Source organism: Micromonospora sp. KC213 (assembly GCF_004348325.1).
Lineage (GTDB): Bacteria > Actinomycetota > Actinomycetes > Mycobacteriales > Micromonosporaceae > Micromonospora.
The window spans coordinates 1-17,381 of sequence record NZ_SMKF01000127.1; the positions used below are offsets into that span (position 1 = coordinate 1).

Genomic DNA, 17,381 nt, shown 5'->3' on the forward strand with positions numbered 1-17,381 from the left:
TCTATCCCCTGAGCTACGAGGGCGCGAGTGCCTAGTCTAGCGACCTGGGGGTTCACCTGGGGTGGCAGGGAGTGGCCCACGTTCACCCACGTTCCCCGGACCGCCGTTCTCCCAGCCCAGGACCACACCCGGAGCACACGAACCCCCGTTTGCGACCGGCGGTCGGCCACGGTGACCCGCGCTGGCACCGGTTGACCCACGGTGGCACCGGCTGGAGAGCACACACCGCGCACATCAGGCCAAGATCAAGCGCTCGCTCGTGGGCATGAACTCAACTCGGCAACACCGCGTGCGAGGGCCCGGTCGCGCTTGCGCCAGGTACCGCGACGCGCGGATCGCGGCAGATCCGGTCGTCGCGGGACAACGCTTCCGGCCCGGTGCGTGATTCTGCCGTGGGTCGCCGGTGGTTGGCCGGGCGTGGCGTATCGGGCGGCGCTACTGACTGTCGTACCCCTGTGCGAGGTTTTGGCGCATGGCGACTTTCGTTCTGATCCACGGCGGTGGCGGCAGTTCCTGGGACTGGCATCTGCTGGGCCCTGAGCTGGCCGGACGGGGCCACGACGTGGTGGTGCCGGAGTTGCCGATCGAGGACAGGGCGGCAGGCTTCGCCGAGTTCTGTGACACGGTCGTCGATGCCGTCGGCGATCGCGGCAACCTCGTGGTCGTCGGACACTCGTATGGTGCGTTCACGGCGCCGCTGGTCGCTGACAAGCTGCCTGTGCGGCTCATTGTCCTGCTCACTCCCATGATCCCGAAGCCGGGTGAGAGTCCCGGCGACTGGTGGGGCAACACCGGTCACCGCAGCGCGGAGGGGTTCAGTGAGGAGGAACAGTTCTACAATGGCGTGCCGGCCGAGATTGTCGCGGAGGCTTCGGCGCATGGCCGCGACCAGGTCAGCGCAGAATGGGACGAGCCGTGGCCCCTGGATGCGTGGCCGGACGTGCCGACGAGGGTGCTCATCGCTCGCGAAGACCGGTTCTTCCCGCCCGACTTCCAGCGCCGCGTGGCGGCCGACCGCCTCGATGCCGTACCGGATGAAATCGACGGTGGTCACGCGGTGGCGCTCAGCCGTCCGAAGCAACTCGCCGACAAGTTGACCGCGTACTTGCCGCGCTGAAGGGCGCTGCGCCCGGTGCCGGTCGCGTGAATACGGGCGGCGCGGATCGCGGCAGAAGCGGATACCCGATCTTAACCGTGGCCCTATCGAGCCGCGCTTTGTCGCTCGGTAAATGCCTTTCGCGGCAATGTGCCGTTCCCTTGAAGTTGGCTAGCGACGAGTCCCTGGTCAGTGCCGCCCGACGAGGTCGCCCACCTCGGTCCGGGACGAGAGGCCCAGCTTCCGCAGGATGTTCGAGACGTGCACGGCGGCGGTTTTCGGTGAGATGTAGAGGCGCCGGGCCAGCTCGGTGTTGGTCAGCCCGTCGCTGATCAGTACTGCCCACCTCCCGCTCGCGGGGCGTTAGGGCGGCCGGGCCGGTGACGGCGGGCGCCGTGTCGACCGGCGCCATGCCCAGTTGGGCGCGGACCTGGGCGAGCTGGGCCACCCGCCAGCCACGCCACTCGGCCAGCAGGGGCGCGGCCGCTTCCACCTGCTCGGTGGCCTCCTCGCGCCGGTCGTTCGCGAGCAGACAGCGGGCGGCGCCGACGCGTACGGTGGCGCGGGTCGCCGGCGCGAGGATGTGGGCCTCGGCGATGGACAGGTAGCCGGCCAGTGCCTCGGCGTGCTGGCTGCGCGCCTCTGCGAGCTGGGCGTCGACGAGTGTCCGGTAGGCGTCCCATACGTCGGGGTCGAGTGCGCGGTGGCCATCTGGTCGAGCCGGTGCGCCGGCAGGCCGATATGAAGCGCTGCGGAGATCAGGTCGTGGGTCTGTTCATTGCTGCGCCACGGCTGCTCGACCTGGTCCAGCTCGCCGGCCTCCAGGTAGAGCCCGGCGAGGAAGCCCCCGTGGTAGTCGGCCCAGCGGCCCCGGCGCCGGTAGCTGCGGTCCTGTTCGCGCCCCTCCTTCAGCGCCGCGATCGCGGCGCACAGGTCGCCGGCGCGCAACGCGAGCCGGGCTCGGCCCTGGAAGTACGTGGCCACCGCGAGTGACTCGAAGCCGGCCCGTTCGGCGTTGACCCGCATCCGTTCCAGTGTCTCGGCGTGCTCGGCCGGCGAGGTGGGTGGCTCGCCGTGTACCAGGGCGTTGAGGGCGCGGGCGGCCAGCACCCACTCGCCCGCCTTCTCGGCCTCGTCGACGAGGGCGGACAGGATCTCCCGGCCGTCGGCGGCGGTCTGCGGGCGTTCGGAGAGCGTTGCGCCTTTTTCCAGCAGCGCGGCCAGGCGGACGGCCGGAAGGTCGAATTCGTCCGCCAGCGCCAGCGCGCGGTCGGACCAGAGCAGCGCGGCGTCGAGGTCGTCACGCAGGTACGCCGACTGCGCGATCGCGGTCATCGCCCGTGCCTGGTCGGCGCCGGGCGGAAGCTGCGCGATCAGGGTCCCGATGTCGTGTGTCAGGGCGCGCATCTCGTCGGTCGCGCGGGACTCCCACGCGATGCGGACCAGCAGGTACAGCGACTCGGCCCGGTCGGTCGTGCTGCCGGCGAGGTCCCGCCAGCGCCGGCCGTACCGCAGGGCGTCGTCCAGCAGGCCGGCCAGCCACGCCGCTCGGGCGGCGGCGGCGAGCAGGTCGGTGTCGTCGGGTACCTCGTCAAGGCCCATCTCCGCGAGCTGCAGCGCCTGGTAGGCGGAGCCGATGGAGAGGTAGCGCGCGGTGCCGCGGCGGGCCGCGGCGATCATGTCCTCGTACCGGCCGGCCCCGCGGGCGTGGTGCGCCACCATGGCCGGATCGGAGGCGCCACCGCTCAGGAGCGCGTCCAGCGCCGCCTCATGCAGCCGGCGCCGCTGCCGGCTGAGCATCTGGTCGCCGATTGCCTCGCGCACCAGCGCGTGCCGGAACGCGAACTCGTCCTCGCCGGACTCGACCAGCACGCCCCGGGTGACCAGATTGCGGAGCACGGCGATGAGCTCGTCCTCGCTGGCACCGGTCACGTCGGCGAGCAGGTCGAACGGGATGCGGTGGCCGAGCACGGTGGCCGCCTCGACGATGCGGTGGCTGATCGGGTCGAGGTCGTCGACCTGGCGGCGTAACACGTCGGCGAGGCTCCACGGCAGCGGTTGCTCGACCAGCGCCTCCAGGTCGTAGCCGGGCAGCGCGCGCAGCAGCTCCTCCAGAAAGAACGGGTTGCCGCCGGTGCGGTGGTGCAAAGCCGTCGCGGCGCGCAGCGGCGCCGGAGCGCCGGTGGCCGCCGCGAGTAACGCCGCGGTCTGCGCGGGAGTGAGGCGATTCAGACGTACGTGGGTGACGGCGTGCCGGCGTTCCATCCGGGCCAGCAGGCCGGCCACCGGTTGGCGGCGGGTGACCTCGTCCGGTCGGTACGTCCCGATGAGCAGGCGTGGCCCGTGCTGGTCGGCGATCCGTTCGAACAGCGCCGCGCTCTCCGAGTCGGCCCAGTGCAGGTCTTCGAAGAAGATGACTGCGGGAGAGTCGCCGATCAAGTCGGCCAGGATGGCGAGGCCGGTGTGCAGGCGCTCGACCGGGCTGCGCTCGGCGTCAGTGAGGGCCGCCAGCTGTTCCTTGTCGACCTCCGGGTGGCCGTCGATGGCGTCCAGTAGCACCTCGTACGGCCGGGACAATGAGCCGGGTTCCGCCTGGCCGACCAGCGCTACGGTCTCCGCCGGCATGGTTGTGAGCAGCTCGTGCACCAGCCGGGTCTTTCCGATGCCCGGCTCGCCCGCGATGATCGCAATCGCCGCCCGATCATCACTGGGCTGGCACCGCCGCGGATGGTTCGCACGACGTGAGGGTACCGTTGGGCTGTCGGCGGACGGCCAGGGCGTCATGGTGCCGGCGGGCCCGGCGGGCGCTGGTGAGTAGGCGCTCCCTGTCGGCCTCGGCGATCAACTCGCGGCGACGATCGTTCGCCAGAGCCAGCAGCATCGTGTCCGGGGGCATCAACATGGCTTGTCTCCTTGTCAACCGCTGATGGATCAATCGTCGGTTGACAAGGGCGATGCCACATCGGAAGCGCTTACCTGTCTTCACTGCTCAGCGGGGTTTAGCCGAGGTGTGTGGGCCACCTAGGCATACCTAGTAATCCAGCAGCACTTGCCTGGTCTGAAGTTTCAGCAGCTAACCGACATGATCGGTGTCCGATTTATGTCGGCCGTGCAGCTGCGGATCGATGCTGTCCGCCGTGCGGGTTACGTGGTCGCACTGTCTGTCTGTTGTGGCCAGTCGGAGGCGGGCAGGCTCCCGTGCTTGTGTTGATCGATGAGATCGTGGGCTGACGGGCAGGGTTGGATGATCTGCTGGCGCGGTTCGGGCACCGGTTCGGGCGGGCGGAGCCGCGCCGGCAGGCACTGAGTTACCTGGTCGGGTTGCTGTCGCCCCTGGCCGGCAAGAACGGCTGGACCCTCGCCGAGGCCGCCGGCGACAGCACCCCGGATCGGATGCAACGACTGCTCAACAGGTCCGCGTGGGACCCGGACGCTGTTCGCGACGACCTGGTCGCCTACGTGAGCGAGCACCTCGGCCACGACGACGGGGTGCTGATCGTCGATGAGACCGGATTCTTGAAGAAGGGGATCAAGTCGGCCGGGGTGCAGCGCCAGTACTCCGGCACGGCCGGACGGACGGAGAACTGCCAGCTCGGGGTTTTTCCTCGCCTACGCCAGCCCGCAGGGGCGCACCCTGGTCGACCGGGAGTTGTATCTACCCCAAGGCTGGTGTGATGACCCCGCCCGACGTGAGGAGGCCGGGCTCGAACGCGCCATCACCGCCGGCCTGCCAGCGCGGTGGGTCACCGCGGACGAGGCATACGGGCAGGACTCGAAGTTTCGGACCTGGTTGCAGCACCACAGGATGGGCTACGTCCTGGCCGTGCCTCGCAACCAGCGGATCCCCACCATGGTCGGCAACTCCCGCCCCGACGTCCTCGCCGCCAACGCGCCCGCCCTGGCCTGGAAGCGCCGCAGCTGCGGCAATGGCGCCAAAGGACCACGACTCTACGACTGGGCAGTGGCCTCCCTGCCCAACACCGACGACGGCTACGGCCACTGGCTGCTGAACTGCCGCAGCATCACCGACCCCACCGACCTAACCTACTACCTGTGCTTCGGCCTCGCCGGCACGCCCGACGAGGACCCGATCCGCATCGCCGGCACCCGGTGGGCGATCGAGGAGTGCTTCCAGACCGCCAAAACCGAGGTCGGTCTCGACCACTATCAGGTGCGCCGCTACGACGCCTGGTACCGGCACATAACACTCGATATGTTCAGGCGACAGCCCGCATAGCCGCCCACGACCTCCAGGGAATCCTGACCGCCGGCGGTGACGCCCGGTAGCAGCCCTGCCGCGAACGCCCAGCATCTGAGCATTGACGGAGGTCATACGTCGTACCATGATGTCAGTCAATGCGTTTGCTGGCGGGTGCACGTCCAGCCTGGGGGATCAAGATGGGTCCGAATCCGTCGACGTCCGGCTCCGCCGTTGATCGACGTAGGTTGCGGGTGGCTGGCGTCGTCACGGCGGCCGTGGTGGGAGATGCCGCGCCCCCGCCGTGGGCGAGTGTCGCGGCCGCTTCGGCACTCGTGCCTCTGGACCCGGTGACTGGAGGCCCGGTTGCGTGGATACGCCACAGCTAGGCCGACGGCGGTGCGGCGGTTCGATCAGGTCGCCGCGCTCGACCCCCTCGCCACCAACTCCGGCCAGCTCAATGGCCTGTGCGCCGGCTCCATCGTGGGCAGATGAACTGTTCACCCCGGCTCCCACAACCAGTGGGCGGGTGATGCCGCCGGTTCCGGCGCGGTCAACGCGCACAACCCCACCTCGGGCCTGTACGGCGGCATCAGTCAACAGTGGAGGACGTGCGGATAGAGCCTGTTTCACAGGTCCGGCCGATCAGCACCGAGCAGAAGTTACCGAGTGAGGATCTAGCGCTAGCGGTACGGCGGACGACCCGGGGCATCAGGGCTGCCGGGCACCGGCCGTGCCGCAGGGGGGAGACGATATGCGAACGCGTTCATGGGTGCACGTGCTGGGCGTGATCATGCTGGCCGTCACACCGTTACCGGCACGGCCCGCGGCAGCCCAGCCGGCGGCGGCAAAGCCCACTGACGCTGCGTACCTGGACGCCCGGCAGCCGGTGGAGCGCCGCGTCGCCGATCTGCTTGGTCGCATGACGTTGGTGGAGAAGATCGGCCAGATGACGCAGGCGGAGCGGGCGGCGGTAGCCGAGGATCCGTCGCGGGTGGCGCAGTGGGGGCTCGGCTCGGTGCTGTCCGGTGGCGGCTCGGTACCCACGCCCAACACCCCTGAGGCGTGGATCCAGATGGTCAACGAGTTCCAGCGGCAGGCGCTGCGGACGCGGCTGGGCATCCCGATGATCTACGGAATCGACGCGGTGCATGGGCACGGCAACGTGTACGGGGCAACGGTGTTCCCGCACAACATCGGGCTCGGCGCCACCCGCGATCCGCGGCTGCTGGAGAGGGTCGGCAGGGCCACCGCCGACGAGGTGTTGGCCACCGGCATCCGGTGGAACTTCGCGCCGTGTATCTGTCCGGCGCGGGACGAGCGGTGGGGCCGCACGTACGAGAGTTTCAGCGAGGACCCGGCGCTGGTCGCCTCGCTGGCCACGGTCATCGACGGCCTGCAGGGGCGGCGCCTGGGCGATGGTGTGCTGGCCACCGTGAAGCACTTCGCTGGCGACGGCGACACCAAGTACGACCAGGCGATCGCCGACGCCAACGAGGGTAAGCCGTGGTCGGAACAGCGTTACCCGATCGACCAGGGGGTGACCGTCACCAACCGTGCCGACTTCGCCCGGATCAACCTCGCGCCGTACGTGGTCGCGCTCGGCAAGCGCGACGTGGGCAGCGTCATGCCGTCGTTCTCCAGTGTGGACTGGACCGAGGACGGGGTGGGCAACCCGACGAAGATGCACGCCAACCGCGATCTGATCACCGGCACGCTCAAGGGCCGGCTCGGCTTCGACGGGTTCGTCATCTCCGACTGGGAGGGCATCCACCAGATCTCCGACCCGGCCGACCCTGCGAACACCGGGCTGACCCCGTACAAGGTGCGGGTCGGGGTCAACTCCGGCATCGACATGTTCATGGAGCCCAACACCGCCAAGCAGTTCGAGGACCTGCTGCTGGCCGAGGTCGAGGCCGGTCGGGTCAGCATGGCGCGGATCGACGATGCGGTGCGCCGCATCCTGCGGGTGAAGTTCCAGCTCGGGCTCTTCGAGGACCCGTACACGTCGGCCGACCGCGTGGGCGAGGTCGGCAGCGCCGCGCACCGCGCGCTGGCCCGGCAGGCCGTCGCGCAGTCGCAGGTGCTGCTCAAGAACAGCGGCGGCACGCTGCCGCTGCGCTCCGACGCCAAGGTGTACGTCGCCGGGCGCAACGCCGACGACATCGGCAATCAGGCCGGCGGCTGGACGATGACCTGGCAGGGGGCGTCCGGCGACATCATCCCGGGTACGACGATCCTCGAGGGCATCCGCCAGGTCGCGCCCCGCGCCACGGTCACCTTCAGCGCGGACGCGTCGGCCCCGACGGCCGGCTCGGACGTCGGTGTCGTGGTCGTAGGCGAGACGCCGTACGCCGAGGGCTACGGCGACGTCGGCGGCCCGGAGTGCGGCTGGTGCACGGGGCCGCAGCAGGAGGAGAAGTCGCTCAACCTCCAGCCCGGCGACCGGGCCGTGATCGACAAGGTCTGCTCCGCGATCGACAAGTGCGTCGTCGTCGTGGTCTCCGGCCGGCCGCAGGTGCTCACCGACCAGCTCGGGCAGATGGACGCGCTGGTCGCGTCCTGGCTGCCGGGCAGCGAGGGCGCCGGCGTGGCGGATGTGCTCTTCGGCAAGCGCCCGTTCACCGGTCGCCTGCCGATGACCTGGCCGCGCAGCGAGGCCCAGGTGCCGATCAACGTCGGCGACGCCGACTACCGGCCGCTGTTCCCGTACGGCTGGGGTCTGCGCACCGGCAAGGCCCGGTCGGCGCTGGACAAGGCCCGCGACGCCGCACAGAACGCGGTGGTCGCGGGGCGGGCGCGCAGCGACTGGGCGCGGCTGATCGCCGACGCCGACCACGCGCTGGCCCGCGGTGACGAAGGCCGGGCGTACTGGCTTCTGCGCCGCGTACCACGCTGACCCGTACCGGAGAAACGACCAGGGCGCCCCGCGTGGGGCGCCCTGGCTCCGTCTACCCGACGATGAAGCTGGTATGGCGCTCGGGCACCGCGCAGAAGGCAGCCAGCGCGGCGGTCGCCCTCGATAGCGATGTTGCCGAAGACGCGCCCGGGCAAGGTCTCCAGCCAGTCGGCCAGGCGTGCCTGAGCGCGGTCGATCGAGGCTTTCTCGTCTTCGCCCGTGCCGGCGCACCAGATCTGCGAACCGGTACGGGCGCCGTCCGGACCGAACCGGTGCAGCACGGCGTACCACCGCTTGTAGCGGTGCCAGCCATCCGCTGCGCCGGTGCCGTCCTCAAGGGTGGCGGTGACAGAGAAACCAGCGTGCAGGAGGGTGACCGGTCTGCCCGCCCCAACCTCAGTGCCGGCGTACCCAGTCGCGGCCGGCCGCCCATCCGGGCCGACAGGTCCGGTCGCGCAGCAGGCTGACCATGCGGTCGGCGGCCGGTCAGCCGCCGAGCTGGTCGGCGTGGCTGATCACCCGGTCGACCAGGCCGTACTCGCGGGCCTGTTCGGCGGTGAACCAGCGGTCCCGGTCCCAGTCGCGTTGGATCTCGTCGAGGGTGCGCCCGCTGTGCCGGGCGATCAGCTCCTGCATGGTTTTTTTCACGTGCAGCATGTTCTCGGCCTGGATGGTGATGTCGGCGGCCGTGCCGCCCATCCCTCCGGAGGGCTGGTGCATCATGATCCGCGAGTGGGGCAGCGCGAAGCGCTTGCCGGCTGTCCCGGCGCAGAGTAGAAACTGCCCCATCGAACCGGCGAATCCCAGCGCCAGGGTGGCCACGTCGTTCGGCACGTACCGCATGGTGTCGTAGACGGCCATGCCGGCGCTGACCGAACCGCCTGGCGAGTTGATGTAAAGGTAGATGTCCCGCCGGCTGTCCTCCGCGGCGAGCAGCAGGATCTGGGCGCAGATCTGGTTGGCCGAGGCGTCGGTGACCTCCGTGCCGAGGAAGACGATCCGTTCCCGGAGCAGCCGCTCGAAGACCTGGTCACCGAAGGGCGCCTGTGGGCCGTCCAGCATCCGCACGTCGTACCCGATCATCTCGACCACCCTCCCGCGTTGCCGGCGGGCGACGGGATTCGCCCGGGGACCGGCGATCCCAGCCTGCGCCCGGCGGTGGTCGGGAGCCCAGCGCTTCTGCCGCCGGCAGATCTGCCGGCGGCAGAAGCGCATCTACCGGACGGTCAGCCGCTGCCGGCCCGCGCGGACCCGGCGGCGGGCCGGCACCCTGGGGGTACGTGGACCGGAGTGCTCGACGGGTGCGAACAACCGGACCCGCAGCCCCGTCCCGCCGACCAGCCCGGCCGAGCACGAGGCCGGCGGAGCCACCGGCGGCACGGCCCCGAAGCCGGATGTGTCGACGTGCGGCAGCCGCCCGCCGGCCGAGCGGAACGACCGGTCGACATGCGACCGGAGGCCGCCGACAGTGGGTGCCGGACCGCGCAGCCGGAGCAGCCGCGTGGCCGGCGCCGATGCGGCCCCGGCGACGGGCGTGGCGGCACGCGGCTCGGGCGTGGGCAGGTCGGCGTGGAAGCCGATCCGCAGGCGCGGGCCGGCGTCGGTGCGGACGGCCGGCGCCTGGTCCAGCCGGACCAGCGTCACCCGGGGGGCGGTGGGCACCCGCCGCTCGACCCGGCGCAGGTCGTCGCGGGCCTCCTCCAACAGGTCGGACAGGTTGATCCCGAGGGCACGGCAGATCGCGGCGAGCACCTCGGAGGAGGCCTCCTTGCGCCCGCGTTCCACCTCGGACAGATAGGGCAGCGAGACGCCGGCGGCCTGGGCCACCTCGCGCAGGGTACGACCCTGGCGCTGGCGTACCCGGCGGAGCACGCCGCCGATCACCCGGCGCAGTAACGACATCGGGGCCTCCTCGTGCGCGTCCGGACTTCCACCATCATGCCGGCTTCCGGTCCGGTCGGCCGCCCCGGTACGCCACCCCGGCGTGCGGATGCACCGTCAACCGCTATGTTGTGCTCGTGCAGGAGACGGCAAGGTCGGGACAGGTCTCGCGGTGATCCATTTCCCGGCGCAGCGACGGGGGCCGCTGAGCGCACTCAGCCTCCGGGTGGCCGCCGCCATCGGGTTGGTGTGCGTCGTGGTCGTCGTGGTCTACCTCGAACGGGACGGCTACCGCGACGTCAACGAGGACGGTCTCACGCTGATCGACTGCTTCTACTACGCGGTGGTCTCGCTCTCCACCACGGGGTACGGCGACATCACCCCGGCCTCCCAGCAGGCCCGGCTGGTCAACGTCCTGGTCATCACCCCGGCCCGGGTGCTCTTCCTGATCATCCTGGTCGGCACCACCCTGGAAGTCCTGACCGAGCAGTACCGGACCGGCCGTCGCCTGGTGCGGTGGAGGAGGACCGTGAAGAACCACGTCATCATCTGCGGCTACGGCACCAAGGGGCGCAGTGCGGTCTCCGCCCTGCTGGAGAACGGGCTGGACAAGTCTCGCATCGTGGTGGTGGAGCGCAGCGGGGCCGCGCTGCGGCAGGCCACCTCGGCCGGGCTGGTCGCCATCGAAGGGTCCGCCACCCGTTCGGCGGTGCTGGAGGAGGCACACGTCCGCACCGCCCAGGCGGTGATCATCGCGACCGACAGCGACGACGCCTCGGTGCTGGTCGCGCTCACCGCCCGGCAGCTCACCGCCGGCCAGGTCCGGATCATCGCCGCCGCCCGGGAGGCGGAGAACGCCCCGCTGCTGCGGCAGAGCGGCGCCCACCACGTGATCGTCTCGTCGGCCACCGCCGGCCGTCTGCTGGGCCTGTCCACCTCCGCGCCGCCGCTGATCGACGTGGTGGAGGACCTGCTCACCCCCGGTCAGGGCATGGCGTTGGCGATGCGCTCGGCGGAGCGGCACGAGGTGGGCAAGTCGCCTCGGGAACTGGAGTCGCTGGTGATCGCGCTGGTCCGCCGGGGCAAGGTGGTGACCCTGGCCGACCAGGCCGGCGCGGTCATCGAGACCGGCGACATGCTGGTGCACGTCCGCGACGACCGCCCGACGGCCGGCGCCGCCACCTCCTGACACTGCCACGGCGGCCGCCCGGGGTTACGGGACGACCGCCGGTGGTCAGCGGGTCAGCGGGTCAGCGGGTCAGAGGATCGTCCAGGTGTCGCCACCGGCCAGCAGGCCGGCGAGCTGCTGCTGCGGGGTCTCGGTGACCTTCGCCCTGGCGTTGGCCACCTGCTCCTGCACGACGCTGTCGTACGACGGGCGGTCGACGGCGCGGAACACGCCGATCGGGGTGTTGCGCAGGTCCAGTCCGGGCAGCCGGGACAGGGCGAACGCGTACGCCGGGTCGGTGACCGTGGCGTCGTGCACCACGATCTCGTCGGCCGGGGTGCTGGCGGTCTCGCGGACCTCCAGACCGAACCCGCCGGGCGGGTGGACCACGCAGAACTGCCCGGTGGAGCCGAACGTGATCGGCTGCCCGTGCTCCAGCCGGATCAGGTGGTCATCGCGGGTGGCCGGCTCCTTGAGCTGGTCGAACGCGCCGTCGTTGAAGATGTTGCAGTTCTGGTAGATCTCCACGAAGGCCGAGCCGGAGTGCTGCGCGGCGGCCCGCAGCACCGACTGGAGGTGCTTGCGGTCGGAGTCGATGGTACGGGCGACGAAGGTGGCCTCCGCGCCGAGCGCCAGCGACAGCGGGTTGAACGGGGCGTCCGCCGAGCCGGCCGGGGTCGATTTGGTGATCTTGCCGACCTCGGAGGTGGGCGAGTACTGCCCCTTGGTCAGCCCGTAAATCCGGTTGTTGAACAGCAGGATCTTGAGGTTGACGTTGCGGCGCAGCGCGTGGATCAGGTGGTTGCCGCCGATGGAGAGGGCGTCGCCGTCACCGGTGACCACCCAGACCGACAGGTCCGGCCGGGACACCGACAGCCCGGTGGCGATCGCCGGGGCGCGGCCGTGGATCGAGTGCATCCCGTAGGTGTTCATGTAGTACGGGAACCGGGACGAGCAGCCGATGCCCGAGACGAAGACGATGTTCTCCCGGGGGATGTTCAGCTCCGGCATGAAACCCTGGACGGCCGCCAGGATGGCGTAGTCGCCGCAGCCGGGGCACCAGCGCACCTCCTGGTCGGACTTGAAGTCCTTGGCGGTGAGCTTGAGAGCGACGGGCTCAGACATTCTTCAGGACCTCTTCCAGCATCGTCTCCAGCTCGACGGCGGTGAACGGCAGGCCGCGGACCTGGTTGTAGCCGATCGCGTCGACCAGGTACTTGGCCCGGATCACGTGGGCGAGCTGGCCGAGGTTCATCTCGGGGATGACCACCCGGTCGTAGGCGCGCAGCACCTCGCCGAGGTTGGCCGGCATCGGGGCCAGGTGCCGCAGGTGCGCCTGGGCCACGGAGAGCCCGCGTTGGCGCAGGCCCCGGCAGGCCGCACCGATCGGGCCGTAGGTCGAGCCCCATCCGAGCACCAGCACCCGGGCGTCGCCGTCCGGGTCCTCCACCTCGACGTCCGGCACCGGGATCGTCTCGATCCGGGCGGCCCGGGTGCGCACCATGAAGTCGTGGTTGGCCGGGTCGTACGAGATGTCGCCGGTCTTGTCGGCCTTCTCCAGGCCACCGATCCGGTGCTCCAGGCCCGGGGTGCCCGGGACGGCCCACGGCCGGGCCAGGGTCTCCGGATCGCGCAGGTACGGCAGGAAGGTGCCGTCCTCGCCGTTGGGCGCGGTGGCGAACTCGACCCGCAGGTCGGGCAGGGACTCCACGTCGGGCAGCAGCCACGGCTCGGAACCGTTGGCGACGTAGTTGTCCGACAGCAGGAGCACCGGGGTGCGGTAGGTCAGCGCGATCCGGGCCGCCTCCAGCGCCGCGTCGAAGCAGTCGGCCGGCGACTTCGGGGCGAGCACCGCGACGGGCGCCTCGCCGTGCCGGCCGTACAGGGCCATGTTGAGGTCGGCCTGCTCGGTCTTGGTGGGCATGCCGGTGGACGGCCCGGCCCGCTGCACGTCGACGATGACCAGCGGCAGTTCCAGCGCGACGGCGAGCGAGATGGTCTCGCTCTTGAGCGCCACCCCGGGGCCGCTGGTGGTGGTGACGCCGAGCGAGCCGCCGTACGACGCGCCCAGCGCCGCGCCGACCGCGGCGATCTCGTCCTCGGCCTGCATGGTGACCACGCCGAACCGCTTGTGCTTGCTCAGCTCGTGGAGGATGTCCGAGGCCGGGGTGATCGGGTACGCGCCGAGGAAGACCGGCAGCCCGGAGCGGACTCCGGCGGCCACCAGGCCGAGGGAGAGCGCGGCGTTGCCGGTGATGTTCCGGTAGGTGCCCGGCTGCATCTTCGCCGGCTTGACCTCGTACCGCACGGAGAACGAGTCGGTGGTCTCGCCGAAGTTCCAGCCGGCCCGGAAGGCGGCCACGTTCGCCGCGACCAGTTCGGGCCGGGCGGCGAACTTGCGCTCCAGGAAGCGCAGCGTCGACTCGTACGGCCGGGAGTACATCCAGGAGAGCAGGCCGAGGGCGAACATGTTCTTGGCCCGCTCGGCGTCCTTCTTGGACACCTCGTGCTCGGCCAGCGCGCCGACGGTCATCGAGGTCAGCGCGACCGGGTGCACGACGTAGCCGGTGAGGCTGTCGTCGTCCAGAGGGCTGGTGGTGTAGCCCACCTTGGCCAGGTTGCGCCGGGTGAACTCGTCGGTGTTGACGATGATGTCGGCCCCACGCGGCAGGTCGGCGAGGTTGGCCTTGAGTGCCGCCGGGTTCATCGCCACCAGGACGTTCGGGGCGTCGCCGGGGGTGAGGATGTCGTAGTCGGCGAAGTGCACCTGAAAGCTCGACACGCCCGGCAGCGTGCCGGCGGGAGCCCGGATCTCGGCCGGGAAGTTGGGCAGGGTGGAGATGTCGTTGCCCAACTGCGCCGTCTCGGAGGTGAACCGGTCGCCGGTCAGCTGCATGCCGTCGCCGGAGTCGCCGGCGAACCGGATGACCACCCGGTCCAGTTGACGGATCTGCTTGGTCACGCCTGCACCTCGTTTCGCTCAGCCTCGTCCCGCGGGCGGCTGAACATGATGGTGACCTCGCCTTGCCCGGCCACGTGACCTCCTTGACGCGCCGCTGCGCCGAATCACCCCGTGGCTGGTCCGGCCCGCTGTCGTTTCTCACCCCAGAGCCTACGTCGAGTCGTTAGGTCATCCTTGGTGGAGGTCCGACGACTGGGAACGGATATCGCGGGCTTATGTCCTTGTTTGCGGCGGTTTGTGACAGCCGCCGTAATCCAGATCACCGGGCGGCGGCCCTTACCGGATCACTCCGGTCAGTTGATCGCCGGGCCTCCCGCCGTATCCCGCGGGGCCGGGTCGTTCATCCGCCGCCGCAGCGACGTGGTGGCCCACCCGAGTGCCACGACCACCACCAGTGCGCAGACCGCGATCAGGGTGATCGCGACGCGCTGCATCGACCCGCCGCCGCCCGAGCCGCCCCCGGTCCCGGCGAGCACCCCCTGCGAGCCGGTCGGCGCCGGGGTGGCCACCGGGGCGGTGAGCGCGGCGGCCGCAGTGATCTTGAAGCTCGTCCGGATCTCCCGGGTCCGGCCGCTGCGCGGCTCCAGCACGCCGATCAGCGCTCCCGCCAGCGGCGCCTCCCGCTGGGCCTCCGGGGTGGCCACCACCGGCAGGCGCAGGGTCTGTGTCCGGCCGGCGGGCAGCAGCCCGAGGTCGCAGCGGATCCGCGACAGCGGTGCCACGGTGCAGCCGGCGGGGGCGTTCGGCACGCTCACCCCGTCCGGTAGGACCACCTCCACCCGCCCGGCAGCGTCCACCTGGCCGGTGTTGCCCAGTCGGACGGCCAACTCCGTCGGGCCGCCGCTGATGTCGAAGGTCACCTCGTCGGCTTCGAGCAGGATCCCGGGCACCGGCGGGCCGGGCGGGAAGAGCACCGCGAAGCCCTCGTCGTCCTCGGCGACGGCGGTCGACCCGGCGGCGGTGGCGGTGACCCGCACGAAGCCGCTCAACGGCATGCCCCGCCACGCGTCACCGTCGACGCGTACCTTGATCACGGTGGTGAACCGGGCGCCGGGCGCCGTCGTCCACTCGCCGCAGCGCCAGGTGCCGCCACCGGCGGTGGCGCAGCCCGAGGTTCCGGCGTCGGCCACTCCGGCGGGCAGGGTGTAGGAGAGCCGGACCTGCTCGGTCACTGTCGCGGTGTTCTCGACGGTGACCCGCAGCCCGGTCACCGTGCTCTCCGCGTTCCAGTAGTCGGGGCCGAGTGAGATGTTCCGGGTGGTGATCCGGACACCCGGCCCGTCGTCGGCCGGTGAGTCCGGCCGTTGTGCCCGCGGTGGCACCGATTTCGCCGTGCCGCCCCGCGACGGGGCCGGCCTGGCGGTCGGCGTGGCCGTGGTCGGTGTCGGCCGGGGGGTTGTCCGGTCGGGCGGCAGCGTTGGTGGCGCGACGGTGGGCAGGGGATCGCCGCTGCTGTCCGTCGGAGGGGTGTCGGTGTCGCCGGCCGGTTTCGCGCCGTGCCGCGCCGTGTCGGTGACCGCGACGGCGGGCCGGGCGGCCGGGGGTGCGGCCGTGGCCAGGCTCGGGGCCATCGCCAGCCCCACCGCCAGTCCGGCCGCGAGCGACGCGGCGACCAGCGAAGAGGTACGCCGGGCGAGTCCCCGCAGGGCGGGGCGTACGTCCACGCGGGGCATCTGTCCTCCGTGACGCTGGGTGGAATTCCCATATTCGCGATGGTTGTCCGACGACAATACTGCTAGCGAGAAACAAGTCCGTAACGTGCTCGCACGCCGCCCCGGACCGGCCGATGGGCGGTGCCGCCCGGTAGGCTGACCCACTGTGACCGGTTACCTGGGCTCGTACGCGACGCTCGGGCTCCTGCTGCTCGCCAGCGTCCTCTTCTTCATTACGGCGTTCTCGGCCAACCGGGTGTTACGTCCCGGCCGGCCCGCCGATCCGTGGGGCAAGCGGGCCAGCTACGAGTGCGGCATCGACCCGGTCGGCGGGGACTGGGCGCAGATGCAGATCCGCTACTACGTCTACGCCTACCTCTACGTGCTCTTCGCCGTGGAGGCGGTGTTCCTGTTCCCGTGGGCACTGGTCTTCGACCGTCCGGGGTTCGGTCTGGTCACCGTCGTCGAGATGGGCGTCTTCGTGGCCGTGGTCGCCCTCGGCATCCTCTACGCCTGGCGGAAGAACATCCTCCGCTGGAGCTGAGCCGGTTCAGGCCAGGCCGCGCCGGGTGAGCGTGGGCGGGCGGTCGCCCCGGACGGACGCCACCATGTCCAGCACCCGGCGGGTCGGGCGCACCTGGTGGGCACGGAAGACCCGCGCGCCGAGCCAGGCCGAGACGGCGGTGGCGGCGAGGGTGCCCTCCAGCCGCTCCGGAACCGGCAGGTCCAGCGTCTCGCCGATGAAGTCCTTGTTCGACAGCGCCACCAGCAGCGGCCAGCCGGTGGCGGCGAGTTCGCCGAGCCGGCGGGTGATCTCCAGCGAGTGCCGGGTGTTCTTGCCGAAGTCGTGCGCCGGGTCGATGAGGACGCCGTCCCGGCGTACCCCGAGGGCCACCGCCCGCTCGGCGAGCCCGGTCACCGTCGTGACCACGTCGGCGACCACGTCCGCGAAGGCCGCCCGGTGTGGTCGGGTCCGTGGGGCGAGACCACCGGCGTGCGAGCAGACCAGCCCGGCACCGGTCTGCGCGGCGACCCGGGCCAGCGCCGGATCGGCCCCGGACCAGGTGTCGTTGAGCAGGTCCGCGCCGGCCGCGACCGCCTCCACCGCGACCTCGGCGCGCCAGGTGTCGATCGAGATGACCACCTCGGGAAAGGCGGCCCGGACCGCGGCGATCGTGTTTACCGTCCGCCGGATCTCCTCGGCCACGTCGACCTCGTCGCCCGGCCCGGCCTTCACCCCGCCGATGTCGATGATCTCGGCACCCTCGGTGACCGCGCGCTCCACCGCACGCAACGCGCTATCGTGCGCGAAGGTGGCCCCCCGGTCGAAGAAAGAGTCCGGCGTGCGGTTGACGATCGCCATCACCACCAGCTCGCCCGGGGCGAATGTCCGTCCACCCAGCCGCAGCGTCCCGGCCATCCCGCCTCCCGCCCGTACCTGGTCGGACCCCCCGACCGCAGCCGACGCTATCCGGTCGCACGGCGCGTCGGCGGGGCGGGGATCGACGGCGACGGCGTGGTTGGG

Annotated in this window: 13 protein-coding genes and 1 pseudogene; 5 read left to right on the forward strand and 9 right to left on the reverse strand. The window is 71.1% G+C overall.

Annotated elements, in window-relative coordinates; translation table 11 throughout:
- The first annotated feature begins 472 nt into the window (after positions 1-472).
- On the forward strand, positions 473-1,117 hold the full coding sequence (locus E1166_RS22055; RefSeq protein ID WP_132341600.1) for an alpha/beta hydrolase: 645 nt from the start codon (positions 473-475) through the stop codon (positions 1,115-1,117).
- A gap of 168 nt (positions 1,118-1,285) precedes the next feature.
- Here the strand turns inward: E1166_RS22055 and E1166_RS32560 are convergent, their stop codons facing one another.
- From E1166_RS32560 to E1166_RS22065, 3 genes are read right to left on the reverse strand one after another with little or no spacing between them, the layout of a single operon-like run.
- Positions 1,286-1,432, reverse strand: a complete 147-nt coding sequence (locus E1166_RS32560) for a LuxR C-terminal-related transcriptional regulator (RefSeq protein WP_347813035.1) — start codon at positions 1,430-1,432, stop codon at positions 1,286-1,288.
- A 27-nt stretch (positions 1,433-1,459) separates the two neighbouring features.
- Positions 1,460-3,880, reverse strand: a complete 2,421-nt coding sequence (locus tag E1166_RS22060) for an AAA family ATPase (RefSeq protein WP_243710481.1) — start codon at positions 3,878-3,880, stop codon at positions 1,460-1,462.
- On the reverse strand, positions 3,801-3,998 hold the full coding sequence (locus tag E1166_RS22065; RefSeq protein ID WP_132341602.1) for a hypothetical protein: 198 nt from the start codon (positions 3,996-3,998) through the stop codon (positions 3,801-3,803). The genes E1166_RS22060 and E1166_RS22065 overlap by 80 nt, the downstream gene beginning before the upstream one ends.
- A 338-nt stretch (positions 3,999-4,336) precedes the next feature.
- On the opposite strand from E1166_RS22065, the pseudogene E1166_RS22070 reads away from it, so the two are divergent.
- A pseudogene (locus tag E1166_RS22070) lies at positions 4,337-5,360 on the forward strand (IS701 family transposase).
- A gap of 688 nt (positions 5,361-6,048) precedes the next feature.
- Positions 6,049-8,193, forward strand: coding sequence for a glycoside hydrolase family 3 protein (locus tag E1166_RS22075; protein WP_132341604.1), 2,145 nt, complete (start codon positions 6,049-6,051; stop codon positions 8,191-8,193).
- A 486-nt stretch (positions 8,194-8,679) separates the two neighbouring features.
- Here the strand turns inward: E1166_RS22075 and E1166_RS22080 are convergent, their stop codons facing one another.
- Both E1166_RS22080 and E1166_RS22085 read right to left on the reverse strand, forming a co-directional pair.
- Positions 8,680-9,276: an ATP-dependent Clp protease proteolytic subunit gene (locus E1166_RS22080; protein ID WP_132341618.1), complete on the reverse strand. Its 597-nt coding sequence runs from the start codon at positions 9,274-9,276 to the stop codon at positions 8,680-8,682.
- A gap of 132 nt (positions 9,277-9,408) precedes the next feature.
- A complete protein-coding gene (locus E1166_RS22085; protein ID WP_132341606.1) occupies positions 9,409-10,095 on the reverse strand; it encodes a helix-turn-helix transcriptional regulator in 687 nt (228 codons plus the stop codon).
- A 151-nt stretch (positions 10,096-10,246) separates the two neighbouring features.
- Here E1166_RS22085 and E1166_RS22090 point away from each other — a divergent pair, with 151 nt between their 5' ends.
- Positions 10,247-11,263: a potassium channel family protein gene (locus E1166_RS22090; protein WP_132341608.1), complete on the forward strand. Its 1,017-nt coding sequence runs from the start codon at positions 10,247-10,249 to the stop codon at positions 11,261-11,263.
- Positions 11,264-11,332: 69 nt separating this feature from the next.
- Here the strand turns inward: E1166_RS22090 and E1166_RS22095 are convergent, their stop codons facing one another.
- From E1166_RS22095 to E1166_RS22105, 3 genes are all read right to left on the reverse strand, one after another.
- Positions 11,333-12,367, reverse strand: a complete 1,035-nt coding sequence (locus E1166_RS22095) for a 2-oxoacid:ferredoxin oxidoreductase subunit beta (protein ID WP_132341610.1) — start codon at positions 12,365-12,367, stop codon at positions 11,333-11,335.
- Complete coding sequence (locus E1166_RS22100) at positions 12,360-14,204, reverse strand: 2-oxoacid:acceptor oxidoreductase subunit alpha (RefSeq protein ID WP_132341612.1); 1,845 nt, start codon at positions 14,202-14,204, stop codon at positions 12,360-12,362. Before E1166_RS22100 ends, E1166_RS22095 begins: the two co-directional genes overlap by 8 nt.
- 293 nt (positions 14,205-14,497) lie before the next feature.
- Complete coding sequence (locus E1166_RS22105) at positions 14,498-15,877, reverse strand: hypothetical protein (RefSeq protein ID WP_132341614.1); 1,380 nt, start codon at positions 15,875-15,877, stop codon at positions 14,498-14,500.
- A 145-nt stretch (positions 15,878-16,022) separates the two neighbouring features.
- On the opposite strand from E1166_RS22105, the gene ndhC reads away from it, so the two are divergent.
- Entirely contained in the window at positions 16,023-16,400 is a 378-nt protein-coding gene (gene ndhC, locus E1166_RS22110; RefSeq protein WP_132265369.1) for an NADH-quinone oxidoreductase subunit A, read from the forward strand.
- Between the two features lie 6 nt (positions 16,401-16,406).
- On the opposite strand, the gene folP is transcribed toward ndhC, so the two are convergent.
- Complete coding sequence (gene folP / locus E1166_RS22115) at positions 16,407-17,276, reverse strand: dihydropteroate synthase (RefSeq protein WP_132341616.1); 870 nt, start codon at positions 17,274-17,276, stop codon at positions 16,407-16,409.
- Positions 17,277-17,381: the final 105 nt, after the last annotated feature.

Bases quoted from the DNA above. Each gene is read 5' to 3' on its own strand.
- E1166_RS22060 (WP_243710481.1), bottom strand. From the start codon at position 3,880: ATGACGCCCTGGCCGTCCGCCGACAGCCCAACGGTACCCTCACGTCGT.
- E1166_RS22075 (WP_132341604.1), top strand. From the start codon at position 6,049: ATGCGAACGCGTTCATGGGTGCACGTGCTGGGCGTGATCATGCTGGCC.
- E1166_RS22085 (WP_132341606.1), bottom strand. From the start codon at position 10,095: ATGTCGTTACTGCGCCGGGTGATCGGCGGCGTGCTCCGCCGGGTACGC.
- E1166_RS22105 (WP_132341614.1), bottom strand. From the start codon at position 15,877: ATGCCCCGCGTGGACGTACGCCCCGCCCTGCGGGGACTCGCCCGGCGT.
- E1166_RS22080 (WP_132341618.1), bottom strand. From the start codon at position 9,276: ATGATCGGGTACGACGTGCGGATGCTGGACGGCCCACAGGCGCCCTTC.
- E1166_RS22065 (WP_132341602.1), bottom strand. From the start codon at position 3,998: ATGTTGATGCCCCCGGACACGATGCTGCTGGCTCTGGCGAACGATCGT.
- folP (WP_132341616.1), bottom strand. From the start codon at position 17,276: ATGGCCGGGACGCTGCGGCTGGGTGGACGGACATTCGCCCCGGGCGAG.
- E1166_RS22095 (WP_132341610.1), bottom strand. From the start codon at position 12,367: ATGTCTGAGCCCGTCGCTCTCAAGCTCACCGCCAAGGACTTCAAGTCC.
- E1166_RS22055 (WP_132341600.1), top strand. From the start codon at position 473: ATGGCGACTTTCGTTCTGATCCACGGCGGTGGCGGCAGTTCCTGGGAC.